Origin of the sequence: Sphingomonas sp., assembly GCF_042091075.1 — a bacterium.
GTDB lineage: Bacteria > Pseudomonadota > Alphaproteobacteria > Sphingomonadales > Sphingomonadaceae > Sphingomonas.
On the sequence record NZ_JBELIE010000011.1, the window covers coordinates 1 to 21611 of the forward strand.

A 21611-nucleotide genomic window follows, 5' to 3' on the forward strand; every position below is an offset into this window, starting at 1 on the left:
GACGGCGAGCGACTGGCGGTGACGCAGCGTGACGCGGCAGGCAATCTGTCGCCCACGACGATCGCGATCGCGCCCGATCTGGTGGTCGGCGACCATCCCGATGCGCCGGTGGCCAGCGTCTCGCCCGATGGTGCTGCGGTGACCGGCACCGCCGGCGCCAACGCCACGATCACCGTGCGCGATTCCGCCGGAGCGATCATCGCGACCGGCGCGGCGGCGGCTGACGGCAGTTACACCGTCGCGCTGACGCCGCCGCGGATCGACGGGGCAATCGTCCACGTCACACAAAGCGATACGCTCGGCCGCGAATCCCCGCCGACCGATGCGCTCACGCCCGATCTGACCGCCCCCGCCGCCCCCACCGCCGCGATCGATGGGACCGGCACAATCGTCACTGGCACCGCCGAGGCGGGTGCGACGGTGCGGGTCACCGGCGCCGCCGGCGGCGTCCTCGGCGTGGCGGTCGCCGGCGCCAACGGCGCCTATGCGGTGACGCTGACCCCGCCACAGGCGAACGGCGAGACGCTCGGCGTCGTACAGGTCGATCAAGCGGGCAATCCGTCCGCCGCGATACCGCTGACCGCGCCCGACATCACCGCGCCCGCCGCACCGGTCGCCAGCGTCGCCGGTGACGGCCTGTCGGTGGCCGGCACCGGCGAGGCAGGCGCAACCGTCACGGTGCGCGATACGGCGGGCGCCGTGCTCGGCACCGCGCTGGTCGCGGGTGACGGCAGCTTCGCGGTCGCGCTGTCGCCCGCGCGGATCGATGGCGCACCACTGACCGTGACCCAGCGCGACGGCGCGGGCAACACCTCGCTCGCGACACAGATTCTTACCCCCGACAACACACCACCCGCCGCGCCCGTCGTAGTGCTCAGCGGCGATGGTGCGACGATCACCGGCACCGGCGAGGCCGGCGCGATCGTCACCATCCGCGATCCGCAGGGAACCGCCATCGCCACTACCACGATCGCCGCGAACGGCACCTTTAGCGCGACGCTGACCCCGGCACGGATCGACGGCGAGACGCTGTCGGTGACGCAGGCCGACGCCGCCGGCAATCTGTCCCCCGCCACCAATGTCGTCGCGCCCGACCTGACGACGCTGCCCGCGCCGACCGCGGCGATCAGCGGCGATGGCGGGACGGTCACCGGCACCGGCGTGGCGGGCGCGACGGTGACGATCCGCGATGCCGCCGGGGCGTCGCTCGGCAGCGCGCTGGTCGCCGCGGACGGCAGCTATACCGCCGCGCTATCGCCCGCACAGGCGAACGGCGAAACGCTGACCGCGCAACAGGCAACCAGTGCCGGCGCGATCTCGCCGACGATCAGCCTCTCCGCGCCTGACATCACACCGCCCGCGTTGCCGACCGCCACGGTCGATGCCACCGGCACGACCATCACCGGCTCGGGTGAGCCGGGCGCGACGGTGCGCGTCTCGGATGCCAATGGCGGCCCGCTGGGCGTTGCGCTGGTCGGTGCCGACGGCAGCTACAGCGTGCCGCTTGCGCCAGCGCAGGCCAATGGTCAGGCGCTGACGGTCGTCCAGGTCGATCCGGCCGGCAACAGCTCTCAGGCCGTCCCGCTGACCGCGCCGGACATCACCGCCCCGGCCGCCCCCACGCTGGCGCTGGCGGCGGACGGCGTGACCGTCAGCGGCAGCGGCGAGGCCGGCGCGATCGTGACGATCACCGGCGCGAATGGCGCGACGATCGGTACGGCGAACGTCGGCGCCGACGGCACCTATACGGCGACGCTCGGCACGCCGCTGCGCAATGGTGAGGCTCTGTCCGCGACGCAGCGCGATGCCACGGGCAACATATCGGCGCCGGTGACGATCACCGCCGCCGACAGCACGCCTCCCGCAGCCCCGATCGCCAACGTGACCGCCAATGGCACGATCATCGCGGGTACGGGTGAACCCGGCGCGCGGCTGGTGGTCACCGATGCCGCCGGCATGACCGCCGCCGTCGCGATCGTGGCCGCGGACGGCAGCTTCACCGCGCCGTTGAATCCGCCGCTGCGCAATGGCGAGACGCTGACCGCGGTACAGACGGATGCGGCGGGCAATCCCTCCCCCGCCATCGCGATCGTCGCCCCCGATACCACCGCGCCGCTCACCCCGATCGGCAGCGTCGCCGCGAACGGCGCCAGCCTGTCGGGGACGGGCGAGGCGGGGGCCAGGGTGACGGTGCGGGACGCGCAGGGCGCCACGATCGGCAGCGCCACCGTCGCAGCCGACGGCAGCTTCACCGCCCCGCTGCAACCCGCGCAGGCGAACGGCCAGTCGCTGACGCTGTCGCAATCCGATGCAGCGGGCAACACCTCCCCTACGGTCACCGTCGCCGCCCCGGACATCACCGCGCCGGCGCTTCCGACCGGCGCGATCGCGGGCGATGGCGTGACGGTAACCGGCACCGGTGAGCCGAATGCACGGATCGAAGTGCGCGACGCGCAGGGCAACGCACTCGGCACCGCGACGGTAGCGTCGGACGGCAGCTACATCATCAATCTCGCCCAGCCGCAGCGCAATGGCGAGGCGCTTACCGTCGTACAGCTCGACGCGGCCAGCAACATCTCGCCAGCGCTGCCGCTGACCGCGCCCGACACCACGCCGCCCACCGCGCCGGTCGTGTCGATCACGGGCGACGGGGCCACAATCAGCGGCACGGGCGAAGCCGGCGCGACACTGTCGGTGACCGGCCCGGGCGGCCAGCCACTCGGCTCGGTCGTCGTCGCGAGTGACGGCAGCTTCAGCCTGCCGCTCACCACCGCGCAGGCGAACGGCCAGGCGCTGACGGTGCGGCAGGTCGACGGCACCGGCAATATATCGCCCGCCGCCAACCTGACCGCTCCAGATATCACCGCCCCCGCCGCGCCGATCGCGTTCATCGCCGCCGACGGCACGCGCGTGACGGGTTCCGGGGAAGCCGGTGCGACGGTGACGGTGATCGGCGCTGGCGGGCAGGCGCTCGGCTCCGCGCTGGTCGCCGCGAACGGCAGCTACAGCGTCGTCCTGACCACGCCGCAGACCAATGGCGAAGCGCTGCAGGTCGTGCAGACCGATCCGGCGCAAAACCCGTCGCCGCCCGCCATCGTCGTCGCCCCCGACGGCACCGCCCCGCCCGCGCCGATCGCCTCGATCAGCGCGGATGGCACGACGGTGGACGGAACCGGCGTCTCCGGCTCGACGATCATCGTGCGCGACGCGACCGGCGCATCGCTCGGCACCGCGCTGGTCGACGGCAATGGCGTCTTCTTGGTGACGCTGACCACCCCGCAGCGCGACGGCGAATTGCTGGAGGTGCGGCAGGCGGATGGCAGCGGCAATCTGTCGCTGCCGGTGCCGCTCGTCGCGCCGGACCTGACCGCGCCGGTCGGGCTGACCGCCAGCGTCGCCCCCGACGGCACGATCGTCACCGGCAGCGGCGAGGTGGGAGCGACCGTGACGGTCTCCACCGCGGGCGGCGTGGCGTTGGGCAGCGCGGTGGTCGGTGCGAATGGGTCCTACGTCGTCACGCTCACCCCCGCGCAGGCGAATGGTGAGGCGCTGTCGGCCGCGCAGCGCGACCCGGCGGGCAACCTCGGCACGCCGCTGGCGTTGCTCGCACCCGACATCACGCCGCCCGCCGCCCCGACCAATCTCGCCGTCAGCGCAAACGGCGCGACACTGACGGGCAATGGGGAGGCGAACGCCGATGTCGAGGTTCGCGACACCGGCGGCACGGTGATCGGTCGCGGGGTCGTCGCGGGTGACGGCAGCTTCGCGATCACGCTCGGCCAGGCGCAATTGACCGGCGCGACGCTCTCGGTGGTGCAGGCCGATCAGGCGGGCAACCGTTCGCCTGGCAGCACCATCGTCGCGCCATTCGATATCAGTGCCTTCGACAACAACGACAGCGCGGCGATCACGCTGCTGCCGGTCGGCACCACCGTCAACGCCGGCAGTGCTGGTTATGTGGCGCTCGTATCGGTCGGTGCACTGGATCTGCAGGCTCAGGTGCTGACGATCCCCAACGTCGCCTTCACGGTGCGCGAGGGGCATCAGTTCGACGCCAGCTTCACCTACGGCGCGACGGTCGATATCGGGGTGGGATCGAACTACAGCGTCGTGGTGCAGCGGTTCGACGGTGCGAACTGGGTCGCTGTATCGGGCACCGGGGAGGCGTCGATCCTCGACGTCGGGCTGCTCAACGGCGATCTGGTCGCGCAGGAAACCCTGCCACCGGGGTCGTACCGGGCCTTTGTCACCTTTCAGGGCGTCGGCGTCGGCGTGCTCGGCAGCCTGACGGTCGGCGGCACTGACCTCGACTATACCGATATCGGGTCCGTCCAGGCGGAGACGGTGAGCGGCAACGTCATCACCGATCCCGGCCCCGCCGGGGCGGTCGATATCGTCAGCCCGCAGACCCAGGTCAGCAGCATCACCGTCAACGGCGTATCCACCGCATTGGTGGCCGACGGCACCAGCGTGCAGGGAAATTGGGGCACGCTGGTGATCAATCTTGACGGCAGCTACAGCTATACGCCCGCCGCGGCCGCCAGCGCGATCGGACAGACCGACAGCTTCACCTACACGCTGATCGACCGTAGCGACGGTGAACTGGAAAGCGCCACCCTGTCGATCGCGATCGGCAGCCCCGCGATCACCGGCGCGCCGCTGGCGCTGGACGACAGCGCGATCGCGCGCGTCAGCTATCAGAATGTCACCGCGACCTTCGCGCCGGTGGCGGAGTTCAGCTTCGTCTCGCCGGCCGCGGTGTTGGCGCCGCGCACCGGCTCGGGCGGCGACAGCTTCACCGTCGCGACACGCACCACCGCCGATGTGACGCTGTACGCGAACAGCACCAGCGCCGGCCTGCTACCCGCCGTGCTGACGAGCTATACGTTCACCGTTCGCGATGCGGGCGGCAACGTCGTCAGTAACGTAACCCGGTCCGGTCTGCTCGGTTCGACCGCGTCGCTGACCCTCGACGATCTGCCGGCGGGCACCTACACCTACACCGTTTCGAACAGCAATTCGCTCGGCACCGGCTACACCACCAATGTGACGCTGGGCGAAACGGTCACTTATCTGGATCGCTATCAGCTATCGGGTGCGACGATCGCGCAAGGCGACCTGTTGGCGAACGACGACCCCCATACCAGCTTCGCGGCAATCCGTGTGGATCAGGGGTCCGGCTTCGCGGAGATCGGCGATACGCCCGTCACCCTGGCCGGACGATACGGCACGCTGACGATCGATGAACTTGGGCAATATACCTATCAGCCCAGCGCAACGCTCGCCTATTCGGCGACCGACCTGACCGACAGCTTCACCTATCAGCTACTACAACCCAATGGCACGATCGCGACGGCGGCGCTGAACATCATCGTCGACGTGCCCGCGGACGGCGTGGCGGTGGCGGCGGCGGGCCCTGCGATGACGTCCATGAGCCTCGCCCCGTCTGACGAAGTGCCGATTCTGGAGACGTTGCTGGCCGCCGCCCCGGAACAGGCACCACATCTCAACACCCAGGATACCGTCCCGGCCGGCTACACCTTGTTCGAAGGACAGGGAACGATCGAAGAGGTATTGGGCAATTATCTCGACCAAAATGGAAACAACAACGGCGGTTCTTCCACCGATATGGTGAAGGAAGTGGATTCAGCCAAAATGATTCCGCTAAATTCCGCCAGTCCCGACAGTCTCTCGTATCTGGTCACTTCCGACAATGATGAGCATCATCGCCTGTCAACAATGCCACAGCAGTGATAAAAGACTATATCTCGTAACATAGATCACTACGATGCACGTTCTATGGACTTGAGCTTCGATAAGCCATTGATCTAGGCTGCGATCAACTCAGCACTGCCTGCAGGGAGGATGGGCGTGACATGAGACGATCGAGGGTTATTGCGCATATCGCCGCCGTGGTGGTGCTTACCACCACGGCGGCCGGTTTCGCAAACGGGGAGGCAAACAGCGGCGACGGTCGGTTAACCTTTGAGGAGGCCGCCCGGGAGGCGGTCCGCTGGCATCCGGCAGTCGCGGAAGCGACCGGCGTGCTGGGTGCGCGCGGCGAAGACGTTGCCGTGGCGCGCGCGGGCTACTTGCCGCAGATCACCGCCGGGCTGGGCAGCGGTTACGACAGCCGGGTCAGCACCACCTGGCGGCCGCGCCCGGAGCTGGGCGCGTCGCAGATGCTGTTCGATTTCGGCAAGGTATCGAGCGCGGTCGCGTCGGCGCGTGCAGGCACCCGCGTGGGCCGCGAGGAATTGCTGCAAACCATCGATCAGTTGATCCGCGATACGGGCGCCGCCGTGATCGAAAATCAGCGCGCCGCGGCCCTGAAGGTCGTCGCCGAAGAACAGCGTGACAGCGTGGCGGAGATCGGCACATTGGTCAGCGAGCGCGCGAAGCTGGGCGCCGCGACGCGATCGGACGCCTTGCAGGCGCAGGGCCGCGTGGATGCGGCGGTCGCCTATCTGGAACGCACCGAGATCGCGCAGCGGCGCTGGGCGAGCAATCTGGCCTATCTGATCGGGCGGGACCGGCCGCCGGGCGCGATCGACAGCGATGTGCCCGACTGGCTGATGCGGGCATGCGCGCGCCCGATGCCCGACTGGCCCGATGTTCCCGCCGTCGCGGCGGCCGATGCGCGGGTCGAGCAGGCGGAGGCCGATCTGCGTGGCCGCCGCGCCGATCGACTGCCGACGATCGCGGTTGGCGCGGATGCCTCGACCGACGTCGCGCAGCCGCTCGGCAGCAGCAGCATCTACAGCCTCGGCCTGCGCCTGACCGGCAACGTCTTCGGCGGCAATGTCAGCCGCGCACGGGTGCGCGGCGCGAACTACACTCTGGCCGCCGCCCGCGCCGCCGCGCTCCGCGCGCGCAACGACAGCGCACAGCAACTGGCCGAAGCGCAAAGCCAGATCGTCAGCCTGACCAGCATCATCGCCACCCTGGCCACGCGCGAGGGCAGCATGCGGGAAACCAGCCGGCTGTATCGTCTGCAATATCTGGAGATGGGCACCCGCACATTGGTCGATCTGCTGAACGCCGAACAGGAATTGTATCAGGTGCGGCTCGACGCGATCAACACGATCCACGATCTGCGCCGGCTCGAACTCGACTGCATGTATCTGACGGGATACGCGCGCGCTGCCCTGGGCTTGTCCGGCACGTCGTTGCGCGGGGTGACGCTGTGACCGCCCAGCCGCTCATGCCCGACCGGCGGCTGTCGAATGACGTGGATGCGTGGCTCGACATCTTCGCGCGCGTGGCGCGGCATTATCGCCTGCCGGTATCCGAGCAGCGGGCGCGTCTGGCCGCCAATTGGGACAGGAGCGGTGATCGCGAAGCGCGCATCCGTGCCGTGGCACGTGCCTGCGGGATGCACATCCGCTTCGTTCCGCTCGACACGACCCGGCTGACCAGCTGGCGGCTGCCGGCGATCGTCGTGCTGGACGGCGATGGCCCCGCGATGATCGAGGCGATCGATGCCAACGGTTGCGCCGCGCTTGCCTTCGCGGGCGACGAGGGCGCCCGCAGCCATATTCCGCTCGAGGGGCTGCGGGCCGCCGCCACCGCGCTTCTCCTGCCGCGTCCGATGCGCTCCACCCCGGACGTGCGCGTCGACACCTATATCCGGCCTTATCGCGATCACTGGCTGCGGCGGATCCTGTTGCGTGATGCGCCGACCTACGGCCATGTGATGATCGCATCGCTGGTCACCAACTGCCTCGGCCTCGCCGGGGTATTGTTCTCGATGCAGGTCTACGACCGCGTCGTTCCGGCACAATCGATCCCGACACTGACGATCCTGTTCCTCGGCGTGATGATCGCGATCGCCTTTGACTTCCTGCTGCGGCGGTTGCGCACCGATATCGTCGATGCGCTTGGCAAGCGCGCCGATCTGCGGCTGTCGGATCTCGTTTTCGGACATGCGTTGCGCGTCCGGCTTCGCGCCAGGCCGCCATCGACCGGCACGTTCATCGCGCAGCTGCGCGACCTCGATCAGGTACGCGATCTCCTGACCTCCACCACCGTGGCGGCGGTCGCCGATCTGCCGTTCTTCCTGCTGTTCCTGGCGCTGCTGTGGTACATCGGCGGAGCGCTCGCGCTGGTGCCGATGGTGGCGCTGGTACTGCTCATTCTGCCCGGCCTGCTGGCGCAGCGGCGGCTACGCATGCTGGCCACCGAATCGATGCGCGAATCCTCGCTGCGCAACGCGATGCTGGTCGAGGCGGTACAGGGGCTGGAGGATATCAAGACGCTGCAGGCGGAGGACCGCTTTCAGCATCAATGGAACCACTACAACGCCGTCGCGGGCGAAGCGCAGCTGCGGCTGCGATCGATGACCGCGACGCTGACGACGTGGACGCAGAACGTACAGAACGGCGTTTATGCGGCCATCATTTTCGTCGGCGCGCCAATGGTGATCGCGGGCGACATCACCACCGGCGTGCTGGTCGCGACGTCGATGCTGGGTTCGCGGATGATGGCGCCGATGGCGCAGGTCACGCAATTGCTCAGCCGGTGGCAGCACGCCCGCGTCGCGATGGGCAGCCTGAACCAGATCATGGCGCTGCCGGTCGACCAGCCGGAGGCCGAACATCGCATTCCGCTGCCCGCGGTCGCTGGCCGCTTTTCGCTCCGCCATGCGGCGTTCGGCTATGGCACGGTCGAGGCGGTGCCGGCGCTGACCGTGCCCCGGCTGGAGATTGCCGCTGGTGAGCGCATCGCGCTGCTGGGCCGCAACGGCGCGGGCAAATCCACGCTGTTGCAGGGACTGTCCGGATTGCTCCAGCCGCTGTCGGGCGAAGTGCTGCTCGACGACCTTGCGCTGGACCATATCGACCCAGCGGACGTGCGCCGAGACGTCGGGCTGCTGACGCAGAACAGCCGCCTGTTCCACGGGACGCTACGCGAGAATCTGACGCTCGGCGCGGCCGGCGCATCCGACAGCGACATCCTGGCGGTATTGGCGATGGTCGGCGCGGACGGGTTCGTCCGCCGCCTGCGCGACGGCCTTGGCCATCCCGTTCAGGAAGGCGGCGTCGGCCTGTCGGGCGGGCAGGTCCAGGCGCTGCTGCTGGCGCGACTGCTGGTGCGCCAGCCACAGGTCGCGCTGCTCGACGAGCCGACCGCCGCGATGGACGACGCCACCGAGCGCCATTTCATCAGCCAGCTGGAGGGATGGAGCCGCGGCCGCACGCTGATCGTCGCGACGCATCGGACGCGCATGCTGGAGGCGGTCGACCGCATCATCGTCGTCGATGGCGGCACGATCGTCCTCGATCAACCCAAGGCGGACGCGCTCTTCACGATGCGCCAGGCCGGCGGAGCGTCCGCATGAGCGCGATCGCCCTCGGTTCCGGTCGCGACGACGACGATTATCTGTTCGGTGACGGCGGCACGCGGACGATACGGGCCGCCAGGCGAATGATCTGGCTGCTGTCCGGCCTGATCGCGATCGCGCTGGCGTGGGCGTGGTTCGCCAGCCTGGACGAGGTGGCGACCGGCACCGGGCGCGTGGTGCCGACCAGTCGAGAGCAGGTGCTGCAATCCCTGGAGGGGGGCATCCTCGCGAAGATGCTGGTCCGCCAGGACGATATCGTCCGCCCCGGACAGATACTGGCGCAGCTCGATCCGACGCAGGCGGGCTCGACCGTGGAGGAGAGTGCCGCCAAATATCGCGCCGCGCTGGCCAGCGAGGCACGGCTGCGCGCCGAGGCCAATGGCACGCCGCTGACCTTCCCCGCCGAGCTTGACCGCTATCCCGATCTCGTCGCCGCCGAGCGGCGGCTGTACGAGACGCGGCGGCGCAGCCTGCAGGCGTCGCTGGGGCTGACCAACGAGGCGCTCGATCTGGTCGGCAAGGAATTGCGCATCGGCGAATCGCTGATCGCGGTCGGCGCCGCCAGTAACGTCGAAGTGCTGCGCCTGCGGCGGCAGCGCGCCGATCTGGAATTGAAAAAGGCCGATCTGCGCTCGCAATATATGGTCGAGGCCCGACAGGATCTGGCCAAGGCGAACGAGCAGGTCGAGGCACTGGCGCCGGTGATCCGTGGCCGTTCGGATACACTGCAGCGCCTTACCTTGCGCTCCCCGGTGCGCGGCGTCGTCAAGAATATCGAGGTGTCGACGATCGGCGGCGTCGTGCCCCCCAACGGCAAGGTGATCGAGATCGTGCCGCTGGACGATCGCCTGTTGATCGAGGCTCGCATCGCGCCGCGCGATATCGCGTTCATCCACCCCGGCCAGCACGCCACGGTGAAGGTGAGCGCCTATGATTATGCGATCTACGGCGGGCTCGACGGGCGAGTCACCAGCATCTCGCCCGACACGATCCGCGACGAGGTGAAGCCCGAGCTTCTCTATTACCGCGTCTTCGTGCGCACCACCGCCGACGCGCTGACCAACAAGGCCGGCCGCCGGTTCCCGATCACACCAGGCATGGTCGCGACCGTCGACATCCACACCGGCAGCAAGACCGTGCTGCAATATCTGCTGAAACCGCTGAATCGTGCGCAGGAAGCGCTACGCGAACGATAACGCGGCCGGAATCTGAGGAGGAAACGATCGGAACCGCAACCCATCCCGGCAACCGCATCCTGCGTCGCGCGCGTCAGGCGCGCGAACTTCGTGCGGCAATGAGCCCGCTACTCCCACCGGGGCTGCTGATCGACCCGGCCTGGGACATGATGATCGAGCTGCTGATCGCGACCGAAACCGGCGAGACCCTGTTCGTCAAGGACCTGGTCGCGCTGTCGGGTGAGAGCCACGCCAGCGCGCTGCGGCGGCTCGATCGGCTTCAGGCGAGCGCGCTGATCGAGCGGCACATCGACAGCGACGATCACCGGCGCTTTCGCGTCCGGCTGACCGCGCGCGGCTATCAAGCGATGACCGCGATGCTGGGGCACCTCTACGACGACGTCACGCCGTCCGCACCAGACCATGGCCGGCCGACATCCTTCCGGCCGCACCCGCTTTGCTGACCGCCGCCGCTATGTCGCGCGCGGGCACGGGTCATGACGGTGCGATGCTGGCGAAGCGGTATCGCCGCCGCAATCCGGCCTTAAAACATCGCCGTTGGTGAACGGCGCGGCTCGATCGGGGTCAACGCCGCGCTGACCCGCACTGGCAGTCGCCCGATCTTCTGCGCCAGCGCGGGCGGATCGAGCAGCGTCACGCGGCCGCCCTTCCATTGCAGGTCACCGTCGCGGCGGGCCTGTTGCACCATGCGATTGACGTGAACCGAGGTCAGCCCCAGCGCGTCCGCGAGCGTTTCCTGCGTCAATGGCAGGTCGAAAGAGCGATCGCGCGTCATCCCGTTGAGCGTCAGCCGCTCGTGCAGTTCCAGCATCAGGTCGGCGATCCGCTCCTGCGCGTTATAGCGGCCCAGGCGGGTGATCTGCGCCAGCAGATAGCCTTCCTCCATCGCACGGCCGACATGGCAGGCGGTCGCGAGATCGGGCAATGCGGCGAGATCCGGCAGAGGGCAAGTCGTCACATCCGTCAGTGCGTTGACCGTCGACACCGCCAGCGGCTGCGGAAAACCGCATAGACCGATCACATCGCCGGGCAGGATGAAGCTGAGGAACTGCCGCCGGCCGTCCGGCAACAGCCGTACCCGCACCGCCCAGCCGCGTACCAGCAGGCGCGGCTCGGCGATCTCGCGTCCCTCGCTCATCAATTCACGGCGCGCCCGCACCGGCTGCGCATCGGCGATGGCGTCGGACAATGCCGCCAGCGCATCGGCTCCCAGCGCACCGATCGTGGAAAGCCGCACGAGGGCCGGTTCGGCGGTCTGCACATGCATCGCAACGCGCATCAGTCCTTCCCTCCATCGCCGACCAACCGCTCCAGCGCACGCAACACCGCCCCGGGCGGAAATGGTTTGGCAAGGCGAAGAACGTCGCGATACGTCGCCGGCATGGCCCAGCCGTCATAGCCTGTCACGAACACGAAGGGCACGTTCCTTTCGGTGAGCCGGTCGGCAATCGGGTAGGATAGCGCCCCGCTGAGATTGACGTCGAGTACCGCCGCGTCGATCGCGTCGCTCGCCGCCGCCGCCAGGCCCCCGTCGAGGGTGCTGACCGGCCCGATCACCGTGGCGGACGCGGCCCCGATCGCTCGCTTCAGATCGGAGGCGATGAAATATTCGTCCTCCACGACCAGAATGTTTTTCCCGGCTAGGCTAGGCATCGTCACACGTCCCTGGATCAAGCGGCGTCCTTCAATCGGACAAGGGCAGGCTGATCGAGCAGCGCACACCGCCGCCCAGGAATTCCAGCCTTGTGTCGGCCCCTAGCCGATACGGTAACGCCTCCTCGATCAACTCACTGCCAAATCCCTGACGGGTTGGAGAAATTGACACTGCGGGCACACCCTGTTCCGTCCATGTAAGGGTCAAACGGCGAGCGCCTCTACAATCCAGATCAACCTGCCAGCGAATGTCGAGCGTTGCATTCGGGAATTTCAACGCGCCATATTTGACCGCGTTGATCGCCAGTTCGTGCATCGCCAGCCCGATCGATTCGGCGGCGGAGGACGATAGCGAGACGTCCGGCCCGCTGAGCATCAGCGACGGGCCGTCACTCGCCCCCACGCTCAGCAATTCGTCGCGGATCAGATTTTCGAGGTCGACCGCCCCGGACGGGGTCTGCGTGACGATCACCTGCGTCCGCGCGAGAGCGTCAAGCCGGCCCCGGAAATGGTCGGCGACATCCTCCAGCGTGCCGCCGGTATCGACCGTCCGGGCGAAGACCGAACGGACGACGGTCAGGATATTGCGGACGCGGTGCTGCAATTCGGCGACCAGCACACGCTGGCGTTCCTCCAGCGATTGCAGATCATGGATGTCGATTCCGGCACCGAACCAGTGGCGGATTTGCCCCGCGGCGTTGCGCACCGGCACCTGCCGCAACAGATACCAGCGGTACGTGGCGTCGGTCAGCCGCACCCGCAGTTGCACCTCCAGCGGCACGCCGCGGGCTTAAGCATCATCGAAGATCGCCTGCGCCGTCTGCTGGTCGTCGGGATGCAGCGCCGTTATCCACCCGCCAGCCGCGCTTTCCTCGTCGGTCTGGCCGGTCAGTTCGGCCCAGCGCCGATTGGCGGTGACGTCGATACCGCCGGGGGAGGCGCGCCACAGCATCGCGGGCATCAACTGCATGCTCAGTCGCTGCACCTCCTCGCTCTCGCGCAGCGCCTCTTCGGCCCGCTTGCTGCGCAACGCCTGCAGGATCGCGGGTGCCAGCTCCTCGACCGCCTCGCGATCGACGTCGCGGAACCCGCCGCCGCGATTGGCCAGCGCGACCAGCCCCACCGTGCGGCCGTCCTGCTTCAGCGGCACGCCCAGAAAATTGCGCAGCGGCGGATGGCCGGTGGGCGTGCCGATACGATCGGGGTGGTGATCCGGATCGTTGATAATCTGACTGCATTCGTCGAGGATGACCCGGCCGTGCAAGCCGTTGACGTGCAGCCCCATCGGCAATTTGCCGTCCGGCCAGTGCTGATCGTCGGCAGTGAACGCCGCCCAGCCGCGCTTGCTGATCGCAAGGTCCTCCAGCCGGCCCGAAAGGGGATGGACCTCCCCCATGAAGCTGAACGCCGCGCCGGTCATGTCCTCGGCAACCGCCAGGCAGACCTGCCCCAGTTCCTCGATCGAGGGCGTCGACAGGGCCTCGGCGAAGATGCGGTTGATGCCCTCCAGCACCGCATTCTTCCGCTCGATCGCCTCCATCAGCGCGAGGTTCTGCTGTTCCATCGTCTCACCTGTTCGGCGGCATCCTCCGGTACATCCCTTAAAAAATCATTCTCGACAAGAACTTAGGTCAGTTGCTCGCACCGGTGCCGGTGCTCGGGCGCTGGCGATAGCGATCGAACCAGGCGACGATCGCGGCGACGCGCGCGGCGGATTGCGACGGTCGGGCGGCCAGCCCGCCATGGCTCGCCCCCGGCACTTTCACCAGCGCGGTCGGGACGCCCGCAATCTGCAGCGCAGCGTAATATTGCTCCGCTTCGCTGACCGGGGTTCGATAATCCTCGCTGCCGACGACCACCATCGTCGGCGTCTTGACGTTGCCCACCAGGCTTAGCGGCGAGCGCTTCCAATAGCCGAGCGGATCCTCCCAGGGTTTCGACGCGAACCAATATTGCGAGGTGAACATTGTACCGTCCATCGTGAGCGCCTCGCTGATCCAGTTGACCACCGGCTTCTGCGTCGCTGCCGCCTTGAAGCGATTGTTCTTCCCGACGATCCACGCGGTCAGCAGCCCGCCGCCCGAGCCACCCGTGACGAACAGATTGTCGGGGTCGGCGGTCCCGTCCGCTATCGCCGCATCGACCGCCGCCATCAGATCGTCATAGTCCTGCGCCGGATAGGTCTTGTCGATCAGATTGGCGAATTCCGCGCCATAGGAGGTCGAGCCACGCGGATTGGTCCACAGGACGGCATAGCCCGCCGCGGCATAAAGCTGCATGTCGGTGCCGAACGACGGGCCATAAGCCGCCGCCGGCCCGCCGTGGATCTCGAGGATCAGTGGCACGCGCTGCCCGGGCTGCACCCCCGGCGGAACGGCCATCCACGCATCGATCGCGCGGCCGTCGGGCGCCTTCACCGCCAGTTGCCGAACCGGCGCCAGTGCCTTGGAGGACGCCAGTATCGCATTCAGCTGCGTCAGCCGCCGCGCCTTGCCGTCGGACCATATCCACACGTCCGCCGGCACGCTGCCGTCGCCGCCGGTGAACGCCACCGCGCCATTACGCGCCACCGAAAAGTCACCGCCGGTATAGGGGCGATCGAGCCCCCCGCCAGCGACCGCGTCGGTCAACACCTGGCGCGCGCCGTCGATCCCGATCCGCGCCAGCGTGCGGTGACCATGATCGTCGTAGCTGACGATCAGATGGCGCCCGTCGCCGGCCCATTGCGCATCCTCGATCGAACGGTCCAGCCCCGCGGTCAGCGGGCGTGGCGCCTCGCCATCGCGACCGCCGACGTACAGCTGCATATTCTCATAGGCGCGACGCTTGTCATCGAACCCGGTCCACGCCAGCCGCGTGCCGTCGGGCGACCAGCGCGGCGTCGCATCCGGACCATCGCGATCGGTGAGCTGCGTCAGCGCGCCGCTGGCAATGTCGACCGCATAGATGTCGCTATTCATCACATTGCGCTCGGCGTCCTTGCCGCGCATCGCGGCGAAGACGATCCGGCGCCCGTCCGCGCTCCATGATAGCGGGCCGTCGTCATCGAACCGCCCATAGGTCAGCTGCTGCGCCGCGCCGCCGTCCGCCGTGACGACGAACAGATGATCATACCCCGGCTTGCGATAGCCGGCGCCGTCGTTGCGATAGGTGACCCGATCGATCACCTCCAGCGGCTCGGCCCATTTCGCCCCCGCGGGCTTGGCGGGCGCCTTGCCGAGCGTCGTCGGTTCGCCCGCGACATTGGCGACATAGGCGATCCGGCGGCCATCGGGCGACCAGGCCAGCGCATGTGGATCGCCCGGCAGCGCCGTTACCCGCGTAGACTCACCGCCGGCGACCCAGCGCACGAACAACTGCGACCGTTCGCCATCCGGCGCGACATAGGCGACGCGCGTGCCATCGGGCGACCAGCGCGGGCTGGACCCCGAAGCCGCGAACGGCGTCTGCCGGCCGCTGGCGACGTCGATCAGCCACAGCGAACCCTGGATTCGATCGGTCATGATATCGCCGCTGCGCCGCACGTAGACGATCTGGCGGCCATCGGGGCTGATTTGCGGATCGGCGGCGATCGACAGGCCGAACAGGTCGGCACCCGTGAAGGTCCGCGACGGCGCGTCGACCGGCGCGGCGGTTGGCTGCACCTGCGCGGTCGCGGGGGCGGCGGTGGTCAACAGGGCGACAATGGCGATGGTGCGGCGCACGACAGGCTCTCCCAAACAGACGTGCCACCGCCCTTGCCGGATCGCGATCGCGACGCAAGGGGCAAGCATGGACGGCCGCCGCCGAGGCAGGGCCGTCGTGCATCCCTCCGGCGTTAGCGCCGCTCCCCCGCGAGGTAGCGCGCGAGCGGTTCGATCATGTCTTCCGGGATGCGGCGAGCGATCACGGGCATCGCGTCCTGCGGCTGGCGCGCGTCGATCTCGCCCTTCTCCCCGCGCCAGTGACGCAGCCGCGCGGCGATATAGCCGGCCCGCTGGCCGGCGAGCACCGGCTGCGCCTTGCCCGGCGCGTGACAGCTCGCACAGGCGGGCAATTGCCGCTCGGGCAGGCCGCGTTCGACGATCGTGCGCGCTCGCGCGTCGCCGTCCGCCGGCGGTCCATCGCCAAGGCCGGGCATCGCGGCGAAATGCCGCGCCAGCATCCGGCGTTCCTCCGCGGTCAGCGTGGCGGCGGCATTCGCCATCACCGCGCTGGCACGCGTGCCATTGGCATAGCGCAGCAGCGCCTGTTGCAGGTAACGTTCGTCCTGCCCGCCGAGGATCGGTATGTCGGGCTGTCCCCGCCCGCGTCCGTCCGCGCCGTGGCAGGCGACGCAACCGGCGAGCACGTCGCCGCCCAGCGCCCGCGTGCCAGTCGTTCCAGCGCCCTTCGCCGTGCCGCTCAGCGCGCGATATTCGGCGGGAGTCATGCCGGGCAAACGCCGCAGGAACGCGACCATCCGGCGGATCTCGTCATCGCGACCCGGCGCGCCCCATGCGGGCATGCCCGTGAATTTCACCCCGTGGCGAAGGATGTAGAACAATTCCGCATCGGAATATTTGTCGCGCAGCGCCGCATCGGTGAGCGGCGGGGCATGCGGGGTCGCCTTCTGCATCACCGGCGACGGACGCTGGCCGGGTGCGCCATGACAGGTGGCGCAAGCGGCGGCGAAATGACCGGCAGCGCTGACCAACGCGCCATCCCGCTCGATCACCTTCTCCGGCGAATCGAAGAAGGCGTGGGTGCGGACCGAATTCTGCATCGTCCAGTGCAGGAACCAGTTGGTGATCGCCCAATGGCCGGAGGAGGCGGCGATGTTGAATATCCCCGACCATGCGAACAACATGCCCGCCGCCGCGATGGCGATCGCCCCGGCGACGATCCGCTGCCAGGTAAGTCGGATCGTCATGCCGGTGTACGCTCCTTCAGCATCGTACCGAGCAGCCACAGGCCACCCAGGCAATAACTGGCGCCGCCGATGACGAGCATCGCCACGCCGCCCAGTTGCTGGTCGGCAAGCGCATCGAGGCCGGGCGCGGCGTGCATCGCCATCATCGCGAAGAGCGGCCGGTCCGCCAGTCCGATCAGCGCGCCGAGCAGCGTCATGTGCATCGACGTCAGCAGCAACGCGGCCACGCCGGCGGCAGGCTGCGCCACCGCCGATCGCCATAATGCGACGCCGATCGCCAGGAACGATGCCTGCTCGATCAGCGTCACCACCGCATAATGATCGGCGATGGCGCGCAATGCGGGCGCGTGCCAGCTCCACACCACCAGAAACTCCGCCATCGCCCAGGCCAGCGGCGCGCCCGCCCCTACCCGGGCGCGGCCAGCGTCGGAGAATGCGAATAGCGGCGCCGCCACCGCGACCGCGATCATGTGCGCGACCATATGCCCCGTCATGCCAAGCCCGGCGAACGCCAGCAGCGTCGACAAGATCGCCAGTGCCCAGCCCGCCCGGCGCATCAGCGGCAATCCGTCAGCATCAGCGCGGGCGCGGCGGTGAACAGTACCGCGATAAAACTCAACGCCGCCAGCAACAGCGTCGCGGTGGCGAGGAAGCGCAGCCGATCGATGTCGGTACCCTCATCATGCGGGGGCGGATCGCCGGGGGTGCGCGACTGGACGAAGGCGATGACCCCGGACGCCAGGATGATCGCCAGCGCCAGTCCGGTGCCGGCGATGAAGGCGATCGTGAAGCGCGGAAACGCCCCCAGCTGCGCACAGCTGACCGCTACCCACAGATAGCAGAAGATGAAATGCACCGCCCAGACCGTCGGCGGCACGATCAGCGTCCACAGCGTGACCCGCAGCGCGAGGATCCGTCGGTGCAGCCGCCGCCGCAGCGTGAGGCGTTCGCCGTTCATGCTGCCCCCGGGAACAGGCCGATCGTGGCGTAGGTAACCACCGCGGTCAGCGCCATGAAATGGTGGTAGACGGTGATGTTGCGAATGTCGGCGTCGTAACGCGGGGTCATCCTGCCCGCGATGCTGCGGGCCAATGTATACAATTGCATGATCGCGCCGATCGCATTGTGCGTCACCGTCCAGCCCACCAGCGTGAAGACGATCGCCGGATAGACATGCAGGCTCGGCTGCATCCCGCTCAGCATCGGCCCGGCAAGCCCGGCGCCGATCGCTGCCAGCGATGCCAGTGCGCCGACCGCCAGCAAGGCGCGCGCCGCCTGTTCCCCGCCGCGCGCGTTCAGCTCGCGTGCGGCGACGGTCATCGCCCAGCTCGCCAGTGTGATCGCCAGCGCCACCATCGGCCAGAACGCGCCCGGCCCATCGAGCCCCACGCCGCTGGGGGGGAAGTCGGTATGCCGCGTCCAGAAGAAATAATAACCGAAGACCAGACCGGAGAATGCGGTCGCATCGGCCATCATCGTGATGAACATCGCCCACCACCCGCTGGAAGACGCGCCCGAGCAATAGAGCGGCACCGTCAACCCATGGCCGATCGCCTTGCGTTCCTTTTCCGGGATCTCGCCCGTGCCGGTCCACAACCACCATAGCACCATCGCCAGCGTCGCGACCGCCCCGGCCAGCGCGGCCCAATAAAGGTGATAGGTGGTCAGGATGAACACGCTTCCCAGTGCGACCGCGGTGGCCATCGGCTTTGCGCTGGGGGTGCCAAGACGGATTACCTGGATCGGTCGCGCGTCCAGCACCGTCGTGATGATCGTCTCGCGCCGGCCCTCCTCCGCGTCGGGCAGGAAGAAGCGCCCCTCGTCGACCTTTTCGACGAAGCCCGGCTGATCCCAGATCGGATAGCGGCTGGTGATGAGCGGAACCGAACGGATGCCCCAATCCTCATCGTCCGGATGCGCCAGCCATTCCAGCGTGCCGGCCCGCCATGGATTGCGTGGGGATTTGGCGCGCCACGGGCTGCGCGCCAGATCGACGCACACGATCAGCACGCCGATCGCGAACACATAGGAGCCGATCGTCGAGGCGAGGTTCAGCCCGCCGATGCCAAGCTCCGCCGGATAGGTGAACACGCGCCGCGGCATGCCCATCAATCCGCTGAAATGCATCGGGAAGAATGTCAGGTTCGCGCCGACGAACAGGATCCAGAACGCGCTGCGGCCGAGACGGTCGGACAGTTTCTTGCCGGTGATCAGCGGCCAGTAATAATAAAGGCCGCCAAACAGCGGGATCAGCGTGCCGCCGATCAGCACGTAATGCAGGTGCGCGACGATGAAGTAGGTGTCGTGCGCCTGCCAGTCGAACGGCGCCACCGCCACCATCACCCCGGTCAGCCCGCCGATCACGAAGATCGCGATCGACCCGACCGCGTAGAGCAGCGGGGTCGACCAGACCACGCGGCCCGCCCACAGGGTCGCGATGAAGGCGAAGATCTGGATACCGGTGGGGATCGCGACCGCTTCCGACGCGGCGGAGAAGAACGCCAGGCTGATCTTCGGCAGCCCGGTGGTGAACATATGGTGCACCCACAGCCCGAAGCTGAGGAAAGCGGTGCCCACCGCTGCCAGCACGATCCACGGATAGCCGATCAGATGCCGCCGGGCGAAGGTGGGCACGATCATCGCGAACAACGCGATCGACGGGAGGAAGACGATGTACACTTCGGGATGGCCGAAGATCCAGAACAGGTGCTGCCACAGGATCGCGTCGCCGCCCTTCGCCGCGTCGAAGAACGGCCAGCCGAGCAACCGCTCCATCTCGAACAGCAGATCGCCCGCGATCAGCGGAGGAAAGGCGAACAGGATCATCACCGCCACGACCAGGATATACCAGGCGTAAAGCGGCATCAGGTTCAGCCGCATGCCCGGCGGGCGCGTCTTGAGCACGCCGACGATCAGTTCGACCGCCGCCGCCACCGACGAAACCTCGATGAAGCTGAGCCCCAGCATCCAGATGTCGGCGCCCAGCCCACTCAGGTCGGTCCGCGTGGTGAGCGGCGGATACATGAACCAGCCGCCATCGGGGGCGACGTTGAAGAAGATCGAGCCCGCGACGAACACGCCGCCGATCAGGAAGCTCCAATAGCCGAAGGCGGACAGACGCGGGAACGGCAGGTCGCGCGCACCGAGCAATTGCGGCAGCAGGATCACCGCCACCGCCTCGAACATCGGCACGGCGAACAGGAACATCATCATCGACCCGTGCAGCGTGAACAGCTGGTTGAAGGTCGATGCGGAGACGAGGTCGTTGCCGGGCGCGGCGAGCTGCGTGCGCATGATCAACGCCAGCACGCCAGCGAACAGCATGAAGGAGAACGCCGTCAGCGTGTACCAGATGCCGACGCGATTGTTGTTGACGTCGGTCCAGCGGCGGAACCAGCCGGTCGGCGGCGCCCATACCGCGCGCAACCGATCCTCCTGCGCGCGGCGCAGCGCGATATCGTCCTGCGCGTGAAGGCTCATCGCAGGCCCTCCAGCCAGGCGGCGATCCGCGTCGCGTCACGTGCGGGCATATGCGGATAGGCGGGCATCCGCGCGCCGGGCTTCACGTCCGGCGCCTGCGTGATGAAGCGAACCAGATGGGCACGTGTCATCGGCTGGGTGCCCGCCCCCAACGACGGCCGCGCGCCGATATGGGTCAGATCGGGGCCGATCGCCCCTGCCGCCGCCGTCCCCGCGATGCGATGGCATCCCCCGCAACCGTAATCCGCGAACAAGCGCGCCCCCTCCCCTGTCGTCGTCGTTGCCGCGCGGCGTTGCCTCGCCAGCCAGGCGTCGAAGTCGCCCGGCGGCATCGCGATGACGTCGAACGCCATCAGCGCATGGCTCAGGCCACAAAATTCCGCGCATTGCCCACGAAAGCGCCCGGCGCGGGTGGCATGCACCACCAGCGTGTTGGTACGCCCCGGCACCATATCCATCTTCCCCGCCAGCCCGGGTATCCAGAAGCTGTGCAACACGTCGCCGGCGCGCAACGCGAATACGACATTGCGTCCGACCGGCACCCGTATCTCATTGGCGGTGATCAGTTCCGGCTGGCCGGGCGGGCGATAGGCGACCCGCCACCAGAATTGTTCGCCCTGCACCGCGATACGCAGGTCGGCGGGCGCGGTGCGGATCGGGCGCATCTGCGGCAGCGTCGCGACCAGCAGCGCGAACAGCACGATCGTCGGCACCACACCGCCCACCCACAGGATCAGCCGCATGCCACCACGGTGCGACAGCGTGCCCCCACGTGATCGCAGCGCCACGGTCATCAGGATCGCGACGCCGACGAAGATCACGATCGCCCCGGCGACCATCACCCATGTCAGCCCGGCAAGTGTCGCTGCCTCGATACCGAATGTGCTGAACGCCGATTGCCGCCCCGATGCCACGCCGCGACGCCGCCCCAATTAGATGAACCCCAGATGAAGGAGAGAAGACAGGCGCGGCCGCTTTGTTCCTTGTGGAGGGGTGACGAAATGTTGCTGCGCGCGCCAGCCGCGCGGCGCACCCGATCGCCCTCGCC

15 protein-coding genes are annotated in these 21611 nt (G+C 68.2%); 5 read left to right on the forward strand and 10 right to left on the reverse strand.

Annotation, left to right across the window (positions count from 1 at the left end; translation table 11 throughout):
- Positions 1–18 precede the first annotated feature (18 nt).
- The 5 genes from ACFDSW_RS02205 to ACFDSW_RS02225 all read left to right on the forward strand — a co-directional run bounded on the left by ACFDSW_RS02205 (position 19) and on the right by ACFDSW_RS02225 (position 10982).
- Positions 19–5754, forward strand: a complete 5736-nt coding sequence (locus ACFDSW_RS02205; protein ID WP_375248641.1) for a BapA/Bap/LapF family large adhesin — start codon at positions 19–21, stop codon at positions 5752–5754.
- 122 nt (positions 5755–5876) lie between these two features.
- The gene (locus ACFDSW_RS02210) at positions 5877–7190 is read left to right on the forward strand and encodes a TolC family protein (protein WP_375248642.1); all 1314 of its coding nucleotides are present in this window, start codon (positions 5877–5879) and stop codon (positions 7188–7190) included.
- Entirely contained in the window at positions 7187–9340 is a 2154-nt protein-coding gene (locus tag ACFDSW_RS02215) for a type I secretion system permease/ATPase (RefSeq protein WP_375248643.1), read from the forward strand. Before ACFDSW_RS02210 ends, ACFDSW_RS02215 begins: the two co-directional genes overlap by 4 nt.
- Entirely contained in the window at positions 9337–10539 is a 1203-nt protein-coding gene (locus ACFDSW_RS02220) for an HlyD family type I secretion periplasmic adaptor subunit (protein ID WP_375248644.1), read from the forward strand. Before ACFDSW_RS02215 ends, ACFDSW_RS02220 begins: the two co-directional genes overlap by 4 nt.
- A gap of 98 nt (positions 10540–10637) precedes the next feature.
- Positions 10638–10982 carry a MarR family transcriptional regulator gene (locus ACFDSW_RS02225; protein ID WP_375248645.1) on the forward strand — a complete coding sequence of 115 codons (345 nt, stop codon included), beginning with the start codon at positions 10638–10640 and terminating at the stop codon, positions 10980–10982.
- A gap of 80 nt (positions 10983–11062) precedes the next feature.
- On the opposite strand, the gene ACFDSW_RS02230 is transcribed toward ACFDSW_RS02225, so the two are convergent.
- The 10 genes from ACFDSW_RS02230 to coxB form a co-directional block, all read right to left on the reverse strand.
- Positions 11063–11818 carry a Crp/Fnr family transcriptional regulator gene (locus ACFDSW_RS02230; RefSeq protein ID WP_375248646.1) on the reverse strand — a complete coding sequence of 252 codons (756 nt, stop codon included), beginning with the start codon at positions 11816–11818 and terminating at the stop codon, positions 11063–11065.
- Positions 11818–12192, reverse strand: a complete 375-nt coding sequence (locus tag ACFDSW_RS02235; protein WP_375248647.1) for a response regulator — start codon at positions 12190–12192, stop codon at positions 11818–11820. The genes ACFDSW_RS02230 and ACFDSW_RS02235 overlap by 1 nt, the downstream gene beginning before the upstream one ends.
- A 31-nt stretch (positions 12193–12223) precedes the next feature.
- The gene (locus ACFDSW_RS02240) at positions 12224–12973 is read right to left on the reverse strand and encodes an HWE histidine kinase domain-containing protein (protein WP_375248648.1); all 750 of its coding nucleotides are present in this window, start codon (positions 12971–12973) and stop codon (positions 12224–12226) included.
- A gap of 9 nt (positions 12974–12982) precedes the next feature.
- Positions 12983–13756 (reverse strand): GAF domain-containing protein, encoded by a 774-nt coding sequence (locus ACFDSW_RS02245; protein ID WP_375248649.1) that lies wholly within the window; start codon positions 13754–13756, stop codon positions 12983–12985.
- 67 nt (positions 13757–13823) lie between these two features.
- Positions 13824–15896 carry a S9 family peptidase gene (locus ACFDSW_RS02250; protein WP_375248650.1) on the reverse strand — a complete coding sequence of 691 codons (2073 nt, stop codon included), beginning with the start codon at positions 15894–15896 and terminating at the stop codon, positions 13824–13826.
- Positions 15897–16009: 113 nt separating this feature from the next.
- Positions 16010–17083, reverse strand: a complete 1074-nt coding sequence (locus tag ACFDSW_RS02255; RefSeq protein WP_375248651.1) for a c-type cytochrome — start codon at positions 17081–17083, stop codon at positions 16010–16012.
- Positions 17080–17640 (reverse strand): cytochrome c oxidase assembly protein, encoded by a 561-nt coding sequence (locus ACFDSW_RS02260; protein WP_375248652.1) that lies wholly within the window; start codon positions 17638–17640, stop codon positions 17080–17082. Before ACFDSW_RS02260 ends, ACFDSW_RS02255 begins: the two co-directional genes overlap by 4 nt.
- Entirely contained in the window at positions 17640–18041 is a 402-nt protein-coding gene (locus ACFDSW_RS02265; protein WP_375248653.1) for a hypothetical protein, read from the reverse strand. The genes ACFDSW_RS02260 and ACFDSW_RS02265 overlap by 1 nt, the downstream gene beginning before the upstream one ends.
- Positions 18038–20563 (reverse strand): cytochrome c oxidase subunit I, encoded by a 2526-nt coding sequence (gene ctaD / locus ACFDSW_RS02270; protein ID WP_375248654.1) that lies wholly within the window; start codon positions 20561–20563, stop codon positions 18038–18040. The genes ACFDSW_RS02265 and ctaD overlap by 4 nt, the downstream gene beginning before the upstream one ends.
- The gene (gene coxB, locus ACFDSW_RS02275; protein ID WP_375248655.1) at positions 20560–21477 is read right to left on the reverse strand and encodes a cytochrome c oxidase subunit II; all 918 of its coding nucleotides are present in this window, start codon (positions 21475–21477) and stop codon (positions 20560–20562) included. Before coxB ends, ctaD begins: the two co-directional genes overlap by 4 nt.
- Between the last annotated feature and the right edge of the window lie 134 nt (positions 21478–21611).

Coding starts and splice junctions, on each gene's coding strand:
- ACFDSW_RS02210 (WP_375248642.1), top strand. CDS start 5,877: ATGAGACGATCGAGGGTTATTGCGCATATCGCCGCCGTGGTGGTGCTT.
- ACFDSW_RS02220 (WP_375248644.1), top strand. CDS start 9,337: ATGAGCGCGATCGCCCTCGGTTCCGGTCGCGACGACGACGATTATCTG.
- ACFDSW_RS02225 (WP_375248645.1), top strand. CDS start 10,638: ATGAGCCCGCTACTCCCACCGGGGCTGCTGATCGACCCGGCCTGGGAC.
- ACFDSW_RS02230 (WP_375248646.1), bottom strand. CDS start 11,818: ATGCGCGTTGCGATGCATGTGCAGACCGCCGAACCGGCCCTCGTGCGG.
- ACFDSW_RS02235 (WP_375248647.1), bottom strand. CDS start 12,192: ATGCCTAGCCTAGCCGGGAAAAACATTCTGGTCGTGGAGGACGAATAT.
- ACFDSW_RS02245 (WP_375248649.1), bottom strand. CDS start 13,756: ATGGAACAGCAGAACCTCGCGCTGATGGAGGCGATCGAGCGGAAGAAT.
- ACFDSW_RS02255 (WP_375248651.1), bottom strand. CDS start 17,083: ATGACGATCCGACTTACCTGGCAGCGGATCGTCGCCGGGGCGATCGCC.
- ACFDSW_RS02260 (WP_375248652.1), bottom strand. CDS start 17,640: ATGCGCCGGGCGGGCTGGGCACTGGCGATCTTGTCGACGCTGCTGGCG.
- ACFDSW_RS02265 (WP_375248653.1), bottom strand. CDS start 18,041: ATGAACGGCGAACGCCTCACGCTGCGGCGGCGGCTGCACCGACGGATC.
- ctaD (WP_375248654.1), bottom strand. CDS start 20,563: ATGAGCCTTCACGCGCAGGACGATATCGCGCTGCGCCGCGCGCAGGAG.